This is a genomic window from Stenotrophomonas sp. KH_029, assembly GCF_057839765.1.
In genome coordinates, this window is sequence record NZ_CM174498.1 from 1561959 (window position 1) to 1576540 (window position 14582).

The 14582-nt window shown below is 68.4% G+C and carries 16 protein-coding genes and 1 tRNA gene; 12 read left to right on the forward strand and 5 right to left on the reverse strand.

Features of this window, described 5'->3' with window-relative positions:
* Positions 1 to 24 precede the first annotated feature (24 nt).
* Together AC3ITM_RS07160 and AC3ITM_RS07165 are read left to right on the forward strand one after the other, a co-directional pair.
* Entirely contained in the window at positions 25 to 474 is a 450-nt protein-coding gene (locus AC3ITM_RS07160; RefSeq protein ID WP_489269451.1) for a BLUF domain-containing protein, read from the forward strand.
* Between the two features lie 315 nt (positions 475 to 789).
* Positions 790 to 1026, forward strand: a complete 237-nt coding sequence (locus tag AC3ITM_RS07165) for a hypothetical protein (protein WP_489269453.1) — start codon at positions 790 to 792, stop codon at positions 1024 to 1026.
* 58 nt (positions 1027 to 1084) lie between these two features.
* On the opposite strand, the gene AC3ITM_RS07170 is transcribed toward AC3ITM_RS07165, so the two are convergent.
* A complete protein-coding gene (locus AC3ITM_RS07170) occupies positions 1085 to 2164 on the reverse strand; it encodes a 4Fe-4S dicluster domain-containing protein (protein WP_489269455.1) in 1080 nt (359 codons plus the stop codon).
* Positions 2165 to 2166: 2 nt separating this feature from the next.
* Entirely contained in the window at positions 2167 to 2463 is a 297-nt protein-coding gene (locus AC3ITM_RS07175; RefSeq protein WP_489269457.1) for a hypothetical protein, read from the reverse strand.
* 184 nt (positions 2464 to 2647) lie between these two features.
* Here AC3ITM_RS07175 and AC3ITM_RS07180 point away from each other — a divergent pair, with 184 nt between their 5' ends.
* The 3 genes from AC3ITM_RS07180 (at position 2648) to AC3ITM_RS07190 (ending at position 4686) form a co-directional block, all read left to right on the forward strand.
* Positions 2648 to 3085, forward strand: a complete 438-nt coding sequence (locus tag AC3ITM_RS07180; protein ID WP_489269459.1) for a group III truncated hemoglobin — start codon at positions 2648 to 2650, stop codon at positions 3083 to 3085.
* A gap of 44 nt (positions 3086 to 3129) precedes the next feature.
* Positions 3130 to 4539 (forward strand): oxygen-independent coproporphyrinogen III oxidase, encoded by a 1410-nt coding sequence (hemN, locus tag AC3ITM_RS07185; RefSeq protein WP_489269461.1) that lies wholly within the window; start codon positions 3130 to 3132, stop codon positions 4537 to 4539.
* A 60-nt stretch (positions 4540 to 4599) separates the two neighbouring features.
* A tRNA-Leu gene (locus AC3ITM_RS07190) sits at positions 4600 to 4686 on the forward strand.
* 45 nt (positions 4687 to 4731) lie between these two features.
* Here AC3ITM_RS07190 and AC3ITM_RS07195 read toward each other — a convergent pair.
* Positions 4732 to 5130: a hypothetical protein gene (locus tag AC3ITM_RS07195; RefSeq protein WP_489269463.1), complete on the reverse strand. Its 399-nt coding sequence runs from the start codon at positions 5128 to 5130 to the stop codon at positions 4732 to 4734.
* A 424-nt stretch (positions 5131 to 5554) separates the two neighbouring features.
* Here AC3ITM_RS07195 and AC3ITM_RS07200 point away from each other — a divergent pair, with 424 nt between their 5' ends.
* On the forward strand, positions 5555 to 6469 hold the full coding sequence (locus AC3ITM_RS07200) for an IS110 family RNA-guided transposase (protein ID WP_489266115.1): 915 nt from the start codon (positions 5555 to 5557) through the stop codon (positions 6467 to 6469).
* Between the two features lie 190 nt (positions 6470 to 6659).
* On the forward strand, positions 6660 to 7352 hold the full coding sequence (locus tag AC3ITM_RS07205; protein ID WP_489269465.1) for a glutathione S-transferase family protein: 693 nt from the start codon (positions 6660 to 6662) through the stop codon (positions 7350 to 7352).
* Between the two features lie 14 nt (positions 7353 to 7366).
* On the opposite strand, the gene AC3ITM_RS07210 is transcribed toward AC3ITM_RS07205, so the two are convergent.
* Complete coding sequence (locus AC3ITM_RS07210; RefSeq protein WP_489270050.1) at positions 7367 to 7795, reverse strand: HD domain-containing protein; 429 nt, start codon at positions 7793 to 7795, stop codon at positions 7367 to 7369.
* A gap of 168 nt (positions 7796 to 7963) precedes the next feature.
* Here AC3ITM_RS07210 and AC3ITM_RS07215 point away from each other — a divergent pair, with 168 nt between their 5' ends.
* The 5 genes from AC3ITM_RS07215 to AC3ITM_RS07235 all read left to right on the forward strand — a co-directional run bounded on the left by AC3ITM_RS07215 (position 7964) and on the right by AC3ITM_RS07235 (position 13248).
* The gene (locus AC3ITM_RS07215; RefSeq protein WP_489269467.1) at positions 7964 to 8935 is read left to right on the forward strand and encodes a TraB/GumN family protein; all 972 of its coding nucleotides are present in this window, start codon (positions 7964 to 7966) and stop codon (positions 8933 to 8935) included.
* A gap of 108 nt (positions 8936 to 9043) precedes the next feature.
* Positions 9044 to 9499, forward strand: coding sequence for a BLUF domain-containing protein (locus AC3ITM_RS07220; protein ID WP_489269469.1), 456 nt, complete (start codon positions 9044 to 9046; stop codon positions 9497 to 9499).
* Between the two features lie 299 nt (positions 9500 to 9798).
* Complete coding sequence (locus AC3ITM_RS07225) at positions 9799 to 11085, forward strand: nucleotide sugar dehydrogenase (protein ID WP_489269471.1); 1287 nt, start codon at positions 9799 to 9801, stop codon at positions 11083 to 11085.
* A 31-nt stretch (positions 11086 to 11116) separates the two neighbouring features.
* On the forward strand, positions 11117 to 12739 hold the full coding sequence (locus AC3ITM_RS07230; protein ID WP_489269473.1) for an FMN-binding glutamate synthase family protein: 1623 nt from the start codon (positions 11117 to 11119) through the stop codon (positions 12737 to 12739).
* Positions 12739 to 13248, forward strand: a complete 510-nt coding sequence (locus tag AC3ITM_RS07235; RefSeq protein ID WP_489269476.1) for a GNAT family N-acetyltransferase — start codon at positions 12739 to 12741, stop codon at positions 13246 to 13248. The genes AC3ITM_RS07230 and AC3ITM_RS07235 overlap by 1 nt, the downstream gene beginning before the upstream one ends.
* 65 nt (positions 13249 to 13313) lie before the next feature.
* Here the strand turns inward: AC3ITM_RS07235 and AC3ITM_RS07240 are convergent, their stop codons facing one another.
* Complete coding sequence (locus AC3ITM_RS07240) at positions 13314 to 14573, reverse strand: TIGR03862 family flavoprotein (protein WP_489269478.1); 1260 nt, start codon at positions 14571 to 14573, stop codon at positions 13314 to 13316.
* Positions 14574 to 14582 lie beyond the last annotated feature (9 nt).

Here is a 14582-nt window from a genome sequence, read left to right on the forward strand (position 1 = left end):
GGCACTCCCCTGGAGACTCCGCCCATGCCCCTTCGCGCCATCGCCTATGTCAGCGATGCATTGGCCGACCTGTCCAATGCCGGTCTGGATGCGCTGGTGGAAGACGCCGTGCGCTTCAATGCGGTGGCCGGCGTCACCGGTGTGCTGCTGTTTGACGGTGGGCGCTTCCTGCAGTACTTCGAAGGCCCCGAGGACGGCGTGCATGCAGTGTACGAACGCATCGTGCAGGCGCGCAGCCACCACCAGATCCGTGAACTCAACCGCGGGCGCGTGCCGCAACGCTTCTTTCCTTACTGGAGCATGCGCTGGCTGGGGGTGGAGCCGGCGCTGACCCAGCGCTTGGTCAACGGCGAGTGGGCGGGCTTTGTGCATGCGGTGAACGGTGGGCCGGCGGTGGAAAGCGCCCTGGGCCAGCTGACCGACCTGGTAGTGCACCGGATGGAGCCGTTCGGCGAGCTGCCGGCCCCCCGCTGAAGCGCCGCGCCGGCGCCGCAGGCCAACCGTCTGGCCCGGCGTTGTCTCGACGCATGGGGGATGGGGCGGCAGGGGGCAAAGCTGACATAAAGGTGCTACAGGGCCGGCGCATGCTGTCTTCAGTGCACCGGGATGTATGAACCGTTCAGCGGTGTTTGAGCCGCCGTGGCGCTGGTGGTTGACTTGGGGCGAAGACCGTGCAAGTTTCCGGTGAACCGCAGGTGAATTCTTTGCAGTATGTGATGGTCTTTTGCGTGATGCTTAAAACAGGGTGGTTGCTCGTCTCCGATGCAGGGCAAGTCCAAGGGAGGTCGTATGCATTACGACGTACATGACTTGGCTGATGGCGTGCGCACCGAGCTGGAAGCCAGTTACAGCAAACACGGCTGCGGCCCGGAATTTTGGACCACATATCAACAGGTGCTTGAGCGGCTGGTGCCCAAGGGGCGCAGCCGTACCCAGGTCACCAACGATCTGGCGTTGATCATCGAACAGCTGGGCATTGTCCGGCGTGCGCAGATGGTGCCGCCACGCAGTACGCGTACGCGCTGAAGGCGGCCGGGAAAGCGGCGCCATTCGGGGGAGTGGTGGGCGTGATGGGGGATGGGGGCTACAGCCGATACAGACCAATTCCCAGCAGCACCAGCAGGGTGCCCAGTGCTGCAAGTGTGCGTGGCCGCAGCCAGCGGGTGGGCTGTTGCTGCATGGCCCGGGGGCTGGCACGGGCGATCAGTCCGGTCGGGAAGTGCCAGCGGCGCATCTGCGTGTCGCAGGCGTCCACGCAGGCGCCGCAGGCGATGCAGTCCGGGTGCGGGCCGCTGCGGATATCCAGCGCCATCGGGCAGACGTCCACGCAGGCACGGCAGTCCAGGCAATCGCCGAGGCGGTCGGACGCAAAGCGTGGCAGCGGACCGGCCAGGGCCGGGTGCGCGGCGCGGAAGCTGTAGTCGCTGGCACTGACCGCATCGAGCAGGCCGCGGCCGCGGTCGGCTACGCCGCCCTGCCCGGGCGGGCGCGGCCCGCGCGGTTCGCCGCGGCGGGCCAGGTAGTGCATCTGCGGGGTATCGGTGTCGCACAGGCTGGGGCAGACCCGTGCGAACGGGCACAGGTCCAGGCATACCTGCTCGCGCAGGAAACCGGCATTGCCCCAGGTGGCCAGTGCGTAGAACAGCACCCAGAAGGTTTCCCAGCCGCTCCATGCCGGTCCCCCCGGGTCGCCGATCAGGGCCTGGATCGGGCTGAACAGGCCGACGAAGGTGATCCCGGTCCACAGCGCGACCCCCGCCCACAGCAGGTGCCTGGCCACCGCCGCCAGGGCCGGCCGGCGCAGCCACCGCACGGTGGCCCGCTCGATCCAGCCGAACAGGCCGCTCCACAGCGTCTGCGGGCAGGCATGCCCGCACCAGACCCGGCCGGCCAGTTGGGTGAGCAGTACCAGCGCCGTGGCCAGTACGGCCAGCAGCCCCAGCAGTACGCCCAGGTCCTGCGGCCACAGAGTCAGGCCGAACAGATCGAAGCGGCGTGCCGGCAGGTCGAACAACAGGGCCTGGCGCCCATCCCAGCGCAGCCACGGCAGCAGGTAGAACGCGCCCAGCAGCGCGCACGACAGCGCCATGCGCCAGCGCAGCGGCGCACGCGCGGCGCGGCGTGGCGGTGGTTCGACCAGGCGCAGGTGCGGGGGCGGCGGCATGCTCACCCCAGCGGCAGTTCGTCGTCGTCGCGCGGCAGCGGGCGCAACAGGTACCAGGTGATGCTGCTGGCCGCGGCCGTCACCGCCCAGAACATGAAGAAGCCCAACGTGTAGCCCAGCTCGCGGCTCAACGCATGCTGCGGGAAGCTGATATCGCGCAGCCGCAGCGGGTCGACGAAGGCGAAGAAGACCATGCTGGCCAGGCCGGCGGCGACGAAGCTGGGCCACAGGATCGCGCCCCATTGCTGGACCAGCAGCCGTCGGCGGTGGGTTTCGGGCGGGAAGTGCGGGTCGGTCATTGCAGCCACGCTCAGGAGGGAGGGGCAGGGCGCGGCTATACTTCGAGCCGACCGTGGGCCGGGTACGCGCATCCTGTCGAGAATCACAGACTAGGGCGCAGGATCGGCCGCGACATTGATCCTGATCAAGGCAGCGCGCCGTGCCGGCGCCGATGCTGCACGTCATCGCCGGTAGAGGTAATCCATGTCCGATCCGCTTTCCCCGCCATTGCCGACGCCGTCGCCGGACCTGTGCAGCGAGCAGGAGGTGACCCGGCTGGTCCATGATTTCTACGCCCGGGTCCGGCTGGAGCCGCGGCTGGCGCCGGTGTTCGCCGCACGCGTGGAAGACTGGGATGCGCATCTGGCCCAGCTGGTCGATTTCTGGTCGGCGATGCTGCGCGGTACGCGCCGTTTCAGCGGGGCGCCGATGCCCAAGCACATGGCCATGGATGAGCTCGACCGCGACCTGTTCGACCGCTGGCTGGCGCTGTTCCGGCAGACCACCACCGAGTGCGGCAACGCGCCGATGCAGCGCCTGGCCGACGATGTGGCCACGCGCATCGCCGACACCTTCTGGCGCCGTTTCCAGATGCTGCGCTGGCCGGCATTGCCGATCTTCGGAGCGTCGCGGCTGGATTGATCTGGCGCAATGCACGCCGGCGTGCCGGCGCGCACGCTGGCGGCATGGATACGATCCCGTCTGCCGCTGCCAGCCTTGCCTGGCACTTCGACCCGGACCTGCTGCGTCGTCACGACCGGCCCGGCCCGCGCTACACCTCCTATCCGGCCGCGCCGCATTTCCACGCAGGCTTCGGCGAAGCGCAGCTGCGCGCAGCGCTGGCGGCCAGCAACCACGGCGCGCGGTCGCTGTCGCTGTACGTGCACGTACCCTACTGCAGCAGCCCGTGCTTCTACTGCGGCTGCAACCGGGTGATTACCCGCGACCACAGCAAGGGCGCGGCCTATGTGGCGCGCGTGCTGCGCGAGGCGGACCGGATCGCGCCGCTGCTGGACGCCTCGCGCGAGGTGATCCAGCTGCATCTGGGCGGCGGCACGCCGAACTTCCTGGCCGCCGCGCAGCTGCGCGAACTGGTCGGTGGGCTGGGCCGTCGTTTCGGTTTCAGCAGCGCCGCCGCCCGCGATTTCTCCATCGAGCTGGACCCGCGCTTTGTCGGCCGCGACGACATCGCCGGGCTGGCCGCGCTGGGCTTCAACCGCGCCAGCCTGGGCATCCAGGATTTCGATCCGGTGGTGCAACGTGCGATCAACCGCGAGCAAGGCGTCGAACAGACCCTGGACATCCTGCGCGCCTGCCGCGAGCACGGGCTGCGCTCGGTCAACGTGGACCTGATCTACGGCCTGCCGCACCAGACCCCGGCCGGCTTCGCGCAGACCCTGGAAACGGTGTTGCGCGAGCGTCCCGATCGCCTGGCGATCTACGGCTATGCGCACCTGCCGCACCTGTTCAAGGCGCAGCGCCAGATCCCCGCGGCGGCGCTGCCCGGCCCTGACCAGAAGCTGGCCCTGCTCGGGCTGGCGGTGCGGCGCCTGTCGCTGGCCGGTTACCAGTACATCGGCATGGATCACTTCGCGCTGCCCGATGAAGACCTGTCGCAGGCCCAGCGTGCCGGCCAGCTGCACCGCAACTTCATGGGCTATACCACCCACGCCGACATCGACCTGATCGGGCTGGGGGCCAGTGCGATCAGCCATGTCGGTGACAGCTACAGCCAGAATCCGCGCGACCTGCCCGGCTGGGAAGCAGCGGTGGACGCCGGCCGCCTGCCGGTGTGGCGGGGGCTGCAGCTGGATGCCGACGACAGCCTGCGCGCCGAACTGATCGGCCAGCTGATGTGCCAGGGCGAGGTGGACGGGCATACGCTGGCGGCGCGGCATGGCGTGGACTTCGACGCCTACTTCGCCGATGCGTTGCAGGCCTTGCAGGCGCTGCAGGCCGACGGGCTGGCCGAGTACGAACACGGCGTGGTGCGCAGCACCGCGCGCGGCCGCCCCTTGTTGCGCCTGTTGGCGATGTGCTTCGACCGTTACCTGGCCCGCCCCGACCAGCCGGTGCGCTACTCGCGCGCGATCTGAGCGGCGCGGCGCCGGCAGATTCCCAAACCGGGCCCGATCAGGCACCCTATGTGCGGCGCGGCCCGGATGGCGAAATAGGTAGACGCATCGGACTTAAAATCCGCCGGGGGCAACCCCATGCCGGTTCGATTCCGGCTCCGGGCACCACCACCGTATGCGCGGCGTCCACCGGAATGCGCGCATGCCGCGCCGTCATTGTGGCCAGCTATCGACGCGGAAGTAGTACGCGTGGACGGTGTCTGCTTCGGTGAATTCGTACCGGTCGCAGCGGCCGGTTTTGCGCTCGGGCTCGGGGCTGCAGAGGACCAGGCTGCGGTCGACGAACGTGTACCGCTCTGGGACGTTGACCGACAACCAGTTCTTCTGCAGGTCGACTCTGTACGTGAGGTCCTGGACGGTCAGCGGCCTGCCTTCAATGCTGATGACGATCGGGTCCGCCTCGCTGGCTGCTGCTTCGGAATAGACGAATCGGGGCGCCTTGTCGACACCATCCTCGACGACCGAAAAAGATGCGAACACTTTTCCTTCCTGTGCCGCTGCCGGGGCGCCGAGCGCGATGAGAAACAACAGGTTGTGCAGGCGACTTGCCATCGAGCGGGCTTCCTTTGCGCTGTTGTGGCATGAGGATAGCGTCCTTTTCCCTCGCGTCGGATCGCTTGGCCGATCCCGTCAGGCACTTCTGCACTGCAGCGTGCCACCGGCTAGACCATCCACAGCTTACCCTGGGATGCACCATGGACCGGCTCGGCTTCCTGCCAGCGGTGTGTGGGGCGCGTCTGGAACCTATCTAGTCCGGTGCGGAAAGCCTTATCTGTTCGGAATCTGGCAGCGTAGGCGTCGAGAGCCGGCGTGGGCCGCCGTGCAAGCTTGGATCTCGACGATCGTCATGGAGCTTGGCGCCCACGCCGGAATCTCCCTTGATCCGCCCGAACAGTTGCTGGAGCTGACACTCGCAGTGATAAGACTGGGCAAGCGGGGGAGCTCTCGACCCTTCCAGACTATACGGAGTCGGGCGATGAACGGGATCGGGATTGATGTCAGCAAGCGCCAGCTTGATGTTGGCACGACGGACGGGGAGACCCTGCGGGTCAGCAATACCCGCTCTGGCTTTGCTGAATTGGACGCTTGGCTGAGGAAACACCCGGCGATCCAGATCGTGCTGGAGGCCACCGGCGGCTACGAGCAGCCCGTGCTGGACTTCCTGCACAAGGCAGGTCATCCGGTGGTCCGGGCCAATGCCCTGCGGGCCCGAAAACTGGCCCAAGGCCTTGGCCAGGTGGCCAAGACCGACCGTTTGGACGCCTATGCATTGGCGCAGATGGCTGCCTTGGTGAAACTGCCTTCCTATCAGCCGCTGGAGCCTTGGCAGCAGAAGATGCGGGAATTCGTGTGCGCACGTCGACAGGCGATGCACGCGCTAACCGTCGCGCGGCAGCAACAGGAAATGGTGGGCAATCGTGAATTGCGCCAGCTGCTGCAGACCAATATCACACGCCTGCATACGCTGGTTGAACGACTGGGAAAGCAGATTGCCGAGCAGGTCTCTCAGCAGCCTCAACTGGCTGTGCTGAAGTCGATGAAAGGCGTCGGTCCAGGGCTGCAGGCGGTACTGGCCAGTTATCTGCCCGAGCTGGGCAAGATCAGCGGCAAGGCCATCGCCAGTCTGGTTGGGGTGGCGCCGATGTCCCACGACAGCGGGACGATACGTGGGAAACGAAGCATCCATGGCGGCAGAGCCGAGATCCGTCAGGTGCTTTATATGGCCAGCATGTCGGCCATGCGGCATGAACCGCGATTGCGCGACTTTTATCAGTCGCTGCGAGCTCGCGGCAAGGAAGGCAAAGTGGCCATCGTGGCGGTGATGCGGAAGATGCTGGTGATCCTCAACGCCCGCGTGCGCGACGCCCAAAGCGGATCGATCCCCGCCTGACGCGCGCCCGTAGGGCCTCAAAAGGCTGCCGGCCAGCGGCCGGCACTACCGTGCCTGCGCGCCGGGCACGGGGAAGCTCCCCGGCAACACAGTTGCTCCTAGGCAGTTTTTATATGTATCGAGGGAGCGCGTCCGGATGCCGGGCCCTTGCCGGTAGCATGGGTACTCCCGTCCTGCCGGCGCCGTCGCCATGCTCACGCTCCATATCGGCAACAAGAACTACTCGTCCTGGTCGATGCGGCCGTGGGTGCTGATGACCCAGGCCGGTATCGCGTTCGAGGAGGTGCTGCTGCGCTTTGACAGCTTCGATCCCGACTCGCAGTTCAAGCGCCAGGCCACTGCGTTGTCGCCGTCGGCCACGGTGCCGGTGCTGGTCGATGGCGACCTGGTGGTGTGGGATACGCTGGCCATTGCCGAGTACCTGGCCGAGCGGTTCCCGGACAAGGCGCTGTGGCCGCAGGCGGTGGCCGAGCGCGCACGGGCGCGCAGCGTCTGCGCGCAGATGCACAGTGGCTTCGGTGCGCTGCGCCAGCACTTCCCGATGAACATCGAAGCGAGCCTGCCGGAGGTCGGCGCGCGCATGCTGCGCGAACAGCCGGCGGTAGCCCAGGATCTGCAGCAGTTGCAGTCGTTGTGGCAGGACCTGCTGGCAAGGCATGACGGCCCGTTGTTGTTCGAGCATTTCAGCATTGCCGATGCGTTCTTCGCGCCGGTGGTGATGCGGCTGCAGACCTACGCGTTGCCGGTCGCCCCGCGCGTGCGGCAGTACATGGACGCGGTGCTGGCCCTGCCGGGCGTGCAGCAGTGGGTGGCCGCTGCGTTGGCCGAGCACGATTTCCGCCCGTTCGAAGAGCCTTACCGGCAGGCGCCGGCACCGCACTGAGCCGGCGCCGGCGCTCAGGCGGGCGCCACGCCCAGGGCCTGCAGGGCGTGCGCATACTTGTCGGCCAGCCGTTGCGCCTGGTCGGCCGGCAGGTATTGCAGCCGCGCCGGGTCGCTGTTGTCGGCGATATCGGCCAGCTTGACCTTCAAGGCCAGCGGGTTGGCGCGGATGGCGGCGTAGTAGGTCGCCGGTGCGACCTCGGCGCGGCGGGTCAGGCAGGCTACCGCGGTGCGGATATGCGCCGGGAACGCGTTGACCTCGGCGGCGAACTCCGGGCAATCCTCGACCACGTCATGCAGCCAGGCCACCGCCTGCGCGTCGGCGTCGCCCTCTACGCGGGCGGCGACCCGGGCGACGTGGCCGATGTAGGGCCGGCCGGCCTTGTCGCGTTGGCTGGCGTGGGCGCGGCGGGCCAGGGCTTCGGCGTTGTGCAGGGTTTCGATGCGTTGTGCTCCCTTGGGTCGACGCCGCCATTATGCGCGTGCCGATCCGTGCCGCGCAGCCTGGCCAACGCAAACTTTACGCGGCCGCACGCGCGTCCCCGTAGGCTGCGCACCAATCCACGACAGGCAGGCAGCATGGCAGGCGCAGCACGGGCAGGGAGGGCAGTGATGATGGTGGCCATGCTGTGGGCAGGCAACGCGGTGGCGCAGCCGACGCCCTCGCAGGTGGTGGACCTGGCGCCGGTGGTGGTGTCCGGCGTGCAGCCTGGGCCGGGCCTATGGCAGGTCACCGCGGCCGACGGGCATACGCTGTGGATCCTGGGCACGGTTTCGCCGTTGCCGGCCAAGCTGGAGTGGCGTGCCGACGCGGTGCAGGCGGTGATCGCCAGTGCCGGCGAAGTGCTCGGCCCTCCGGGCTGGACGGTGGATGCGGACGTGGGCTTCTTCAAGGGGCTGACCCTGCTGCCGTCGGCGTTGAAGGCAGCTCATGACCCGCAGGGGCGGCGGTTGGAAGAGATCCTGCCGGCGCCGTTGTACGCGCGCTGGCTGCCGCTGAAACAGCAGTATCTGGGCCGCGACCGCGGCGTGGAAAAGGACCGCCCGCTGGTGGCGGCCACGCGGTTGTATTCGGCGGCGCTGAAGTCGGTCGGGCTCGGCGGCGGCACCCCGGTTACGTCGGTATTGAACGCGGCCTACAAGGCACGCGGGCTGACCCCGGTGGTGACCCGGGTGGTGGTCAGGGTCGACGATCCGCGGCAGGCGCTCAAGGAGGCGCGCGGCAGCACGCTGCAGGACCAGGCGTGTTTCGAGCAGACCCTGGCGGTGGTCGAGCAGGAGCTGCCGCAGCTGGTCGAACGCGCCAACGCCTGGTCGATGGGCGATGTCGATGCGCTGCAGCGGCTGGCGGTGGAAGGGCAGTACCAGGCCTGCCTGGGGGCGGTGGCGCACAGCGCGTTCGGGCGCCGCCGCGGGCTGCAGGACGTGGACGATCAATCGGCGCGGAAATGGCTGGCGGCCGCGCGCGCGGCGCTGGCCCGCAATGCGGTGACCTTCGCGGTGGTGCCGGTGCATTCGCTGGTCGAACCCGGCGGTTTCCTGAGCCAACTGGAGCAGGCCGGGTACTCCGTGCAGTCGCCCTGAGCGGGGCCGCCGCCGGGTGCATGCGCGGCGCCCGGCACGGCGTTTCCGGCCTATCTACACCAGTGCGGTTCATGGCATAGTCAGCCTAGTTCACAGGGGACTACCGGCATGCCGTTGCGTGCGATCGCCTATGTCAGCGACGCCATCGAAGGGATTCAAGCATCGGATATCGATCGCATCCTGGTCGCGGCGTCCAGCTTCAACAAGGTGGCCGGCGTTACCGGCGTGCTGATGTTCGACGGCGCACGTTTCCTGCAGTATTTCGAAGGGCCCGAAGACGGCGTCGATTCGGTCTACCAGCGCGTGCTCAATGCACGCAGCCACAGGCGCCTGTACGAGTTGGCGCGCGGGCCGGTCGCGACACGGCATTTCCCGCGCTGGACCATGGCCTCGGCGGCAGTGGACGCCGACGTGCTCGATGGGATGACCGCCACGCCGTGGGAGGGCTTCATTGCCGCCGCGCCGGTCGATGGCCAGCGCCGGATCGGCTTTGCGCGCCTGCTGGAAGTGTGGACGGGCGTGACCGGCGAACTGGAGCCGGCGGCACTGACGCTGGGCTCCTAACGCAAAGGTTGCAACCCCGTAACACAATGCTCACGTTGCACTGCCTAGCATGTGCCTACCAGCTGTGATCAGTCTTGTGGGGGCTACTCTCCGGACTGGCTGAAAGGGTAGTAACCGCAGCTGGACCACTTTATTGGCCGTCGTCCGTACTCTCCACGGGCGGCGGCTTTGTTGTTTGTGGTGCGGGCACCGCCGTCGCGTTAGGCTTATGTCATCGATATTCCGGCGCCGCCCTACATGATGCCTCCCTTCCCGTTGCGCTCGTCCTGCTGCCCCCGCGTGCCGGGGAGGATGGGCTGATGGCGGCCGCGATCGGCGCCGCCCTCGATGCCCGCATCTGCGTGATCGGCCTGGGCTATGTCGGCCTGCCGCTGACCGTGGCGTTCGGCTGCCGCCAGCCCACCCTGGGCTATGACATCGACCACGCGCGCGTGGCCGAACTGCAGCAGGGGCTGGACCATACCCTGGAGCTGGACGCGGCCGAGCTGGCCCAGGCCGTGCACGCGCGCTACAGCGCCGATCCGGCCGAGCTGGCCGGCTGCAACGTCTACATCGTGACCGTGCCGACCCCGATCGATGCGTTCGAGCAGCCCGACCTGGGGCCGCTGCGCAGTGCCTCCAGCCTGATTGCCGGCGTGCTCAAGCCCGGCGACCTGGTGATCTACGAATCCACCGTCTACCCGGGCACCACCGAAGAGGTCTGCGTGCCGTTGCTGGAGGCGGGCTCGGGGCTGGCGTTCAACGGCGATTTCTACTGCGGCTACAGCCCCGAGCGGATCAACCCGGGCGACCGCCAGCGGCGCCTGGCCGATATCCGCAAGATCACCTCCGGCTCCACCCCCGAGGTGGCCACGCTGGTCGATGCGCTGTATGCGGCGATCATCACCGCCGGCACCTGGCCGGCGCCGTCGATCCGCGTCGCCGAGGCGGCCAAGGTGATCGAGAACATCCAACGCGACGTCAACATCGCCCTGGTCAACGAACTGGCGCTGATCTTCGACAAGCTCGGCATCGATACCCAGGACGTGCTCGATGCGGCCGGCAGCAAGTGGAACTTCCTGCCGTTCCGCCCCGGCCTGGTCGGCGGCCACTGCATCGGCGTGGACCCTTACTACCTGCTGCACAAGTCCGAAAGCGTGGGCTACCACCCGGACCTGATCCACACCGCGCGCCAGGTCAACAACCGGGTCGGCGCGCATGTGGCGCAACGGGTGCTGGCGCTGCTGGAAGGGCGGGGCAAGGCGGCGGGCCAGTCGCGCATCCTGGTGTTGGGGGTGACCTTCAAGGAGAACTGCCCGGACCTGCGCAACAGCCGCGCGCTGGAGCTGGCCCAGGCGCTGCAGGAACAGGGCGCACGGGTGGAGGTGCGCGACCCGTGGGTGGGCCCGGCGGCGTTGGCCGACAGTGGCGTGCACTGGGTCCAGGCCGCCGATGCTGGTGGCTACGATGCGGTGGTGCTGGCGGTGGCGCACGATGAATTCCGCGCGCTGGATGCGCCGGGCATCCGCGCGCTGCTCAAGCCAGGCGGCGTGGTGTACGACGTCAAATCGGTGTGGCCGCGCGACGTGGTGGACGACCGGTTGTAGACTCCAGCGTGTTCCAGGATTTAGGAAAGCCATGCACCGGTATCTGGTCTACCTGCTCGCCATCGCGTTGTTCCCGGTCTGCCTGTGGCTGGCCACGATCTGGCCGGCCTGGTACTGGGGCGTGGGCGTGACCGCCGCGCTGGCGGTGCTGGGCAGCTGGGACCTGCTGCAGAAGCGCAGCACGCTGCGTCGCAACTACCCGGTGATGGCGCATTTCCGCTATGGGCTCGAATCGATCGGCCCGGAGATCCGCCAGTACTTCGTGCAGAGCGACCTGGAGGATGTGCCGTTCTCGCGCCAGCAGCGCGCGTTGATCTACCAGCGTTCCAAGAACGAGATGGACGTGGTGCCGTTCGGCACGCTGCGCAGCACCTACGCGGTGGACTATGAGTGGATCAACCATTCGCTGGCCCCGACCGAGATCGGCCACCATGATTTCCGCATCCTGATCGGGCCCAACTGCGCCAAGCCCTATTCGGCCAGCGTGTTCAATATTTCGGCGATGAGCTTCGGCTCGCTGTCGGCCAACGCGATCCGCGCGCTCAACGAAGGCGCGCGCCGCGGCGGGTTCTACCACGACACCGGCGAGGGCTCGATCTCGCCGTACCACCGCGAAATGGGCGGCGACCTGGTCTGGGAGATCGGTTCGGGGTACTTCGGCTGCCGCGACGACAACGGCGGCTTCAGCGAGGAACGGTTCGTCGTCAATGCCAACCACGACCAGGTCAAGATGATCGAGATCAAGCTGTCGCAGGGCGCCAAGCCCGGCCACGGCGGGGTGTTGCCGGCGGCCAAGGTCAGCGCGGAAATCTCGGTCACTCGCGGCGTGCCGATGGGCGTGGACTGCGTGTCGCCCTCCAGGCACTCGGCGTTCAGCACGCCGGTGGAGCTGCTGCAGTTCGTGGCGCGGCTGCGCGAGCTGTCCGGCGGCAAGCCGGTCGGCTTCAAGTTGGCCATCGGCCATCCCTGGGAGTGGTTCGGCATCGCCAAGGCGATGCTGGAAACCGGCCTGGTGCCGGACTTCATCGTGGTCGATGGCGCCGAGGGCGGTACCGGTGCGGCGCCCTCGGAGTTCATCGACCATGTCGGCGTGCCGATGCACGAGGCGCTGCTGCTGGTGCACAACACCCTGGTCGGGCTGGACCTGCGCGATCGCATCCGCATCGGCGCGGCCGGCAAGGTCAGCAGCGCCTTCGAGATCGCACGCACCATCGCGCTCGGCGCGGACTGGTGCAATGCCGGGCGCGGCTTCATGTTCGCGCTGGGCTGCATCCAGTCGCTGAGCTGCCACAGCGACAAATGCCCGACCGGCATCGCCACCCAGAATCCGCACCGCTGGCGCCACCTGGATGCCGCCGACAAGGCCACCCGGGTGCACAGCTACCACCAGAACACCGTGCGCGCGCTGCGCGACCTGCTGTGCGCGGCCGGCCTGAACGATCCCTCCGAACTGGGCCCGGAACATATCCTGCGCCGGGTCTCGCCGGTGGAAATCCGCTCGCTGGCTTCGCTGTACCGCTACCTGGCGCCGGGCGAACTGCTGCGCCAGGTGCCCGACCATGCGGTGTTCCACGATTACTGGGCCGATGCGCGCAGCGATTCGTTCCAGCCGCCGGCGCGGATCCAGGCGCTGCGCGCGAGCAAGTCGCGCTGATGGCCGGCGTCGCGGCGCCAGATGCGGATGTCGTTGGGCAGCGCCCGGCGCTGCGCAGGGGGCGCGCCGATGAGGCCGATAGGCTGTGGGCGCTGCGCACCCGTTGCGTGCGCGAGCTGTGCAGCGCGGCCTATCCGCCCGACGTGATCGCGCCCTGGGCGGCCTCGCCAGCGCCGGTGCATTACCCGGCGCTGATCGCGCAGGGCGGCTGCCTCATCGCCGAGGACGCGCGCGGTGCGCTGCTCGGCTACGGCGTGATCGACCGTGCAGGCAATGAAATCGATGCGTTGTTCGTCGATCCCGATTGCGGCGGGCGCGGCATCGGCAGGCTGCTGATGGACGCACTGGTGGCACTGGCCGATCCGGACCGGCCGCTGGTGTTGTCGGCCTCGCTCAACGCGGTACCGTTCTACCAGCGCTGTGGTTTCCAGGCGCTGCGCGAGGAAACCTACCCGCACCCCAGCGGCGTGGCCCTGGCCTCGGTGCGGATGCAACGCCCGCTACCGTAGTGCCGGCCGCTGGCCGGCTCCATGCACATCCCTGGACATCACGGGGAGCCGGCCAGCGGCCGGCACTACGGAGCAGCGGCCGGGGTTTGCAGGTAGTCGATCACCCCACGCCCGGCGCGCAGGCCGCTGGCGTAGCAGGCCGTCAGCAGGTAGCCGCCGGTGGGGGCTTCCCAGTCCAGCATTTCGCCGGCGCAGAAGCTGCCGGGCATCTCGCGCAGCATCAGCTGCGCATCCAGCGCTTCCAGGCGTACGCCGCCGGCGGTGCTGATCACCTCGGCGAGCGGACGCGGGCGCAGCGGCGACAGCGGCAGGCGCTTGAGCGTGGCGGCGATCTGCGCCGGCGGCAGTTGTCCGGCATCCTTGCCCAGCACTTCGAACAACAGCGCCGACTTGACCCCGCCCAGGCCCAGCTGGCGCCGCAGGTGTTCGCCGAAACTGCGCCCCTGGCGCGGCCGCAGCAGCTTGTCCAGCACCTGGGCTTCGGTCTGGCCGGGCAACAGGTCCAGTTGCAGCAGCACCTGGCCATCGCGGGCGAGGACATCGCGCAGGTCCGCAGCCAGTGCATAGACCAGGCTGCCTTCGATGCCGTTGGCGGTGATCACGCATTCGCCCTGCTGCGCGCGTGGCTGCCCGTGCAGGTCGGTCCAATGGGCGATCACCGGCTTGAGCGGTGCCCCGGCCTGGCGCTCGCTGAACCAGGTGGTCCAGGCCAGATCGAAACCGCAGTTGGCCGGCTGCAGCGGCGCGATATCCACGCCGTGGGCGGCCATCGGCGCCACCCAGGCGCCATCGGAGCCCAGCTCCGGCCAGCTGCCGCCACCCAGCGCGAACACCACCGCATCGGCCTGCACCGCGACCGGGCCGGTGGTGCTGTCCAGGCGCAGGCTGCCATCGGCATTCCAGCCGGTCCAGCGGTGCTGGACATGGAAGCGCACGCCCTGTTCCTTCAGTCGCCGCACCCAGCCGCGCAGCAGCGGGGCGGCCTTGCGGTCGACCGGGAACACCCGGCCGGAACTGCCGACATAGGTTTCCACGCCAAATCCACGCGCCCAGGCACGTAGCGCCTCGGCGTCGAAATCGGCCAGCCAGGCGCCCACCTGCGCGGCCCGCTCGCGGTAGCGGCTGACGAACAGCGCCGGCGGATCGGAATGGGTCAGGTTCAGCTCGCCCTTGCCGGCGATCAGGAACTTGCGCCCGGGCGAGCCCTTGGCCTCGTACACGTCGACCTGGTGCCCGGCCGCGCGCACGGTTTCGGCGGCCATCAGCCCGGCCGGGCCGCCGCCGATCACCGCTACCCGGCGCGCGCTGCTGCGTTCAATGCTCATGCCCGGCGA

Excerpts from the sequence above, each read along its gene's own strand:
- AC3ITM_RS07160 (WP_489269451.1), top strand. The coding sequence starts at position 25 with ATGCCCCTTCGCGCCATCGCCTATGTCAGCGATGCATTGGCCGACCTG.
- AC3ITM_RS07165 (WP_489269453.1), top strand. The coding sequence starts at position 790 with ATGCATTACGACGTACATGACTTGGCTGATGGCGTGCGCACCGAGCTG.
- AC3ITM_RS07170 (WP_489269455.1), bottom strand. The coding sequence starts at position 2,164 with ATGCCGCCGCCCCCGCACCTGCGCCTGGTCGAACCACCGCCACGCCGC.
- AC3ITM_RS07175 (WP_489269457.1), bottom strand. The coding sequence starts at position 2,463 with ATGACCGACCCGCACTTCCCGCCCGAAACCCACCGCCGACGGCTGCTG.
- AC3ITM_RS07180 (WP_489269459.1), top strand. The coding sequence starts at position 2,648 with ATGTCCGATCCGCTTTCCCCGCCATTGCCGACGCCGTCGCCGGACCTG.
- hemN (WP_489269461.1), top strand. The coding sequence starts at position 3,130 with ATGGATACGATCCCGTCTGCCGCTGCCAGCCTTGCCTGGCACTTCGAC.
- AC3ITM_RS07195 (WP_489269463.1), bottom strand. The coding sequence starts at position 5,130 with ATGGCAAGTCGCCTGCACAACCTGTTGTTTCTCATCGCGCTCGGCGCC.
- AC3ITM_RS07200 (WP_489266115.1), top strand. The coding sequence starts at position 5,555 with ATGAACGGGATCGGGATTGATGTCAGCAAGCGCCAGCTTGATGTTGGC.
- AC3ITM_RS07205 (WP_489269465.1), top strand. The coding sequence starts at position 6,660 with ATGCTCACGCTCCATATCGGCAACAAGAACTACTCGTCCTGGTCGATG.
- AC3ITM_RS07215 (WP_489269467.1), top strand. The coding sequence starts at position 7,964 with ATGATGGTGGCCATGCTGTGGGCAGGCAACGCGGTGGCGCAGCCGACG.
- AC3ITM_RS07220 (WP_489269469.1), top strand. The coding sequence starts at position 9,044 with ATGCCGTTGCGTGCGATCGCCTATGTCAGCGACGCCATCGAAGGGATT.
- AC3ITM_RS07225 (WP_489269471.1), top strand. The coding sequence starts at position 9,799 with ATGGCGGCCGCGATCGGCGCCGCCCTCGATGCCCGCATCTGCGTGATC.
- AC3ITM_RS07230 (WP_489269473.1), top strand. The coding sequence starts at position 11,117 with ATGCACCGGTATCTGGTCTACCTGCTCGCCATCGCGTTGTTCCCGGTC.
- AC3ITM_RS07235 (WP_489269476.1), top strand. The coding sequence starts at position 12,739 with ATGGCCGGCGTCGCGGCGCCAGATGCGGATGTCGTTGGGCAGCGCCCG.
- AC3ITM_RS07240 (WP_489269478.1), bottom strand. The coding sequence starts at position 14,573 with ATGAGCATTGAACGCAGCAGCGCGCGCCGGGTAGCGGTGATCGGCGGC.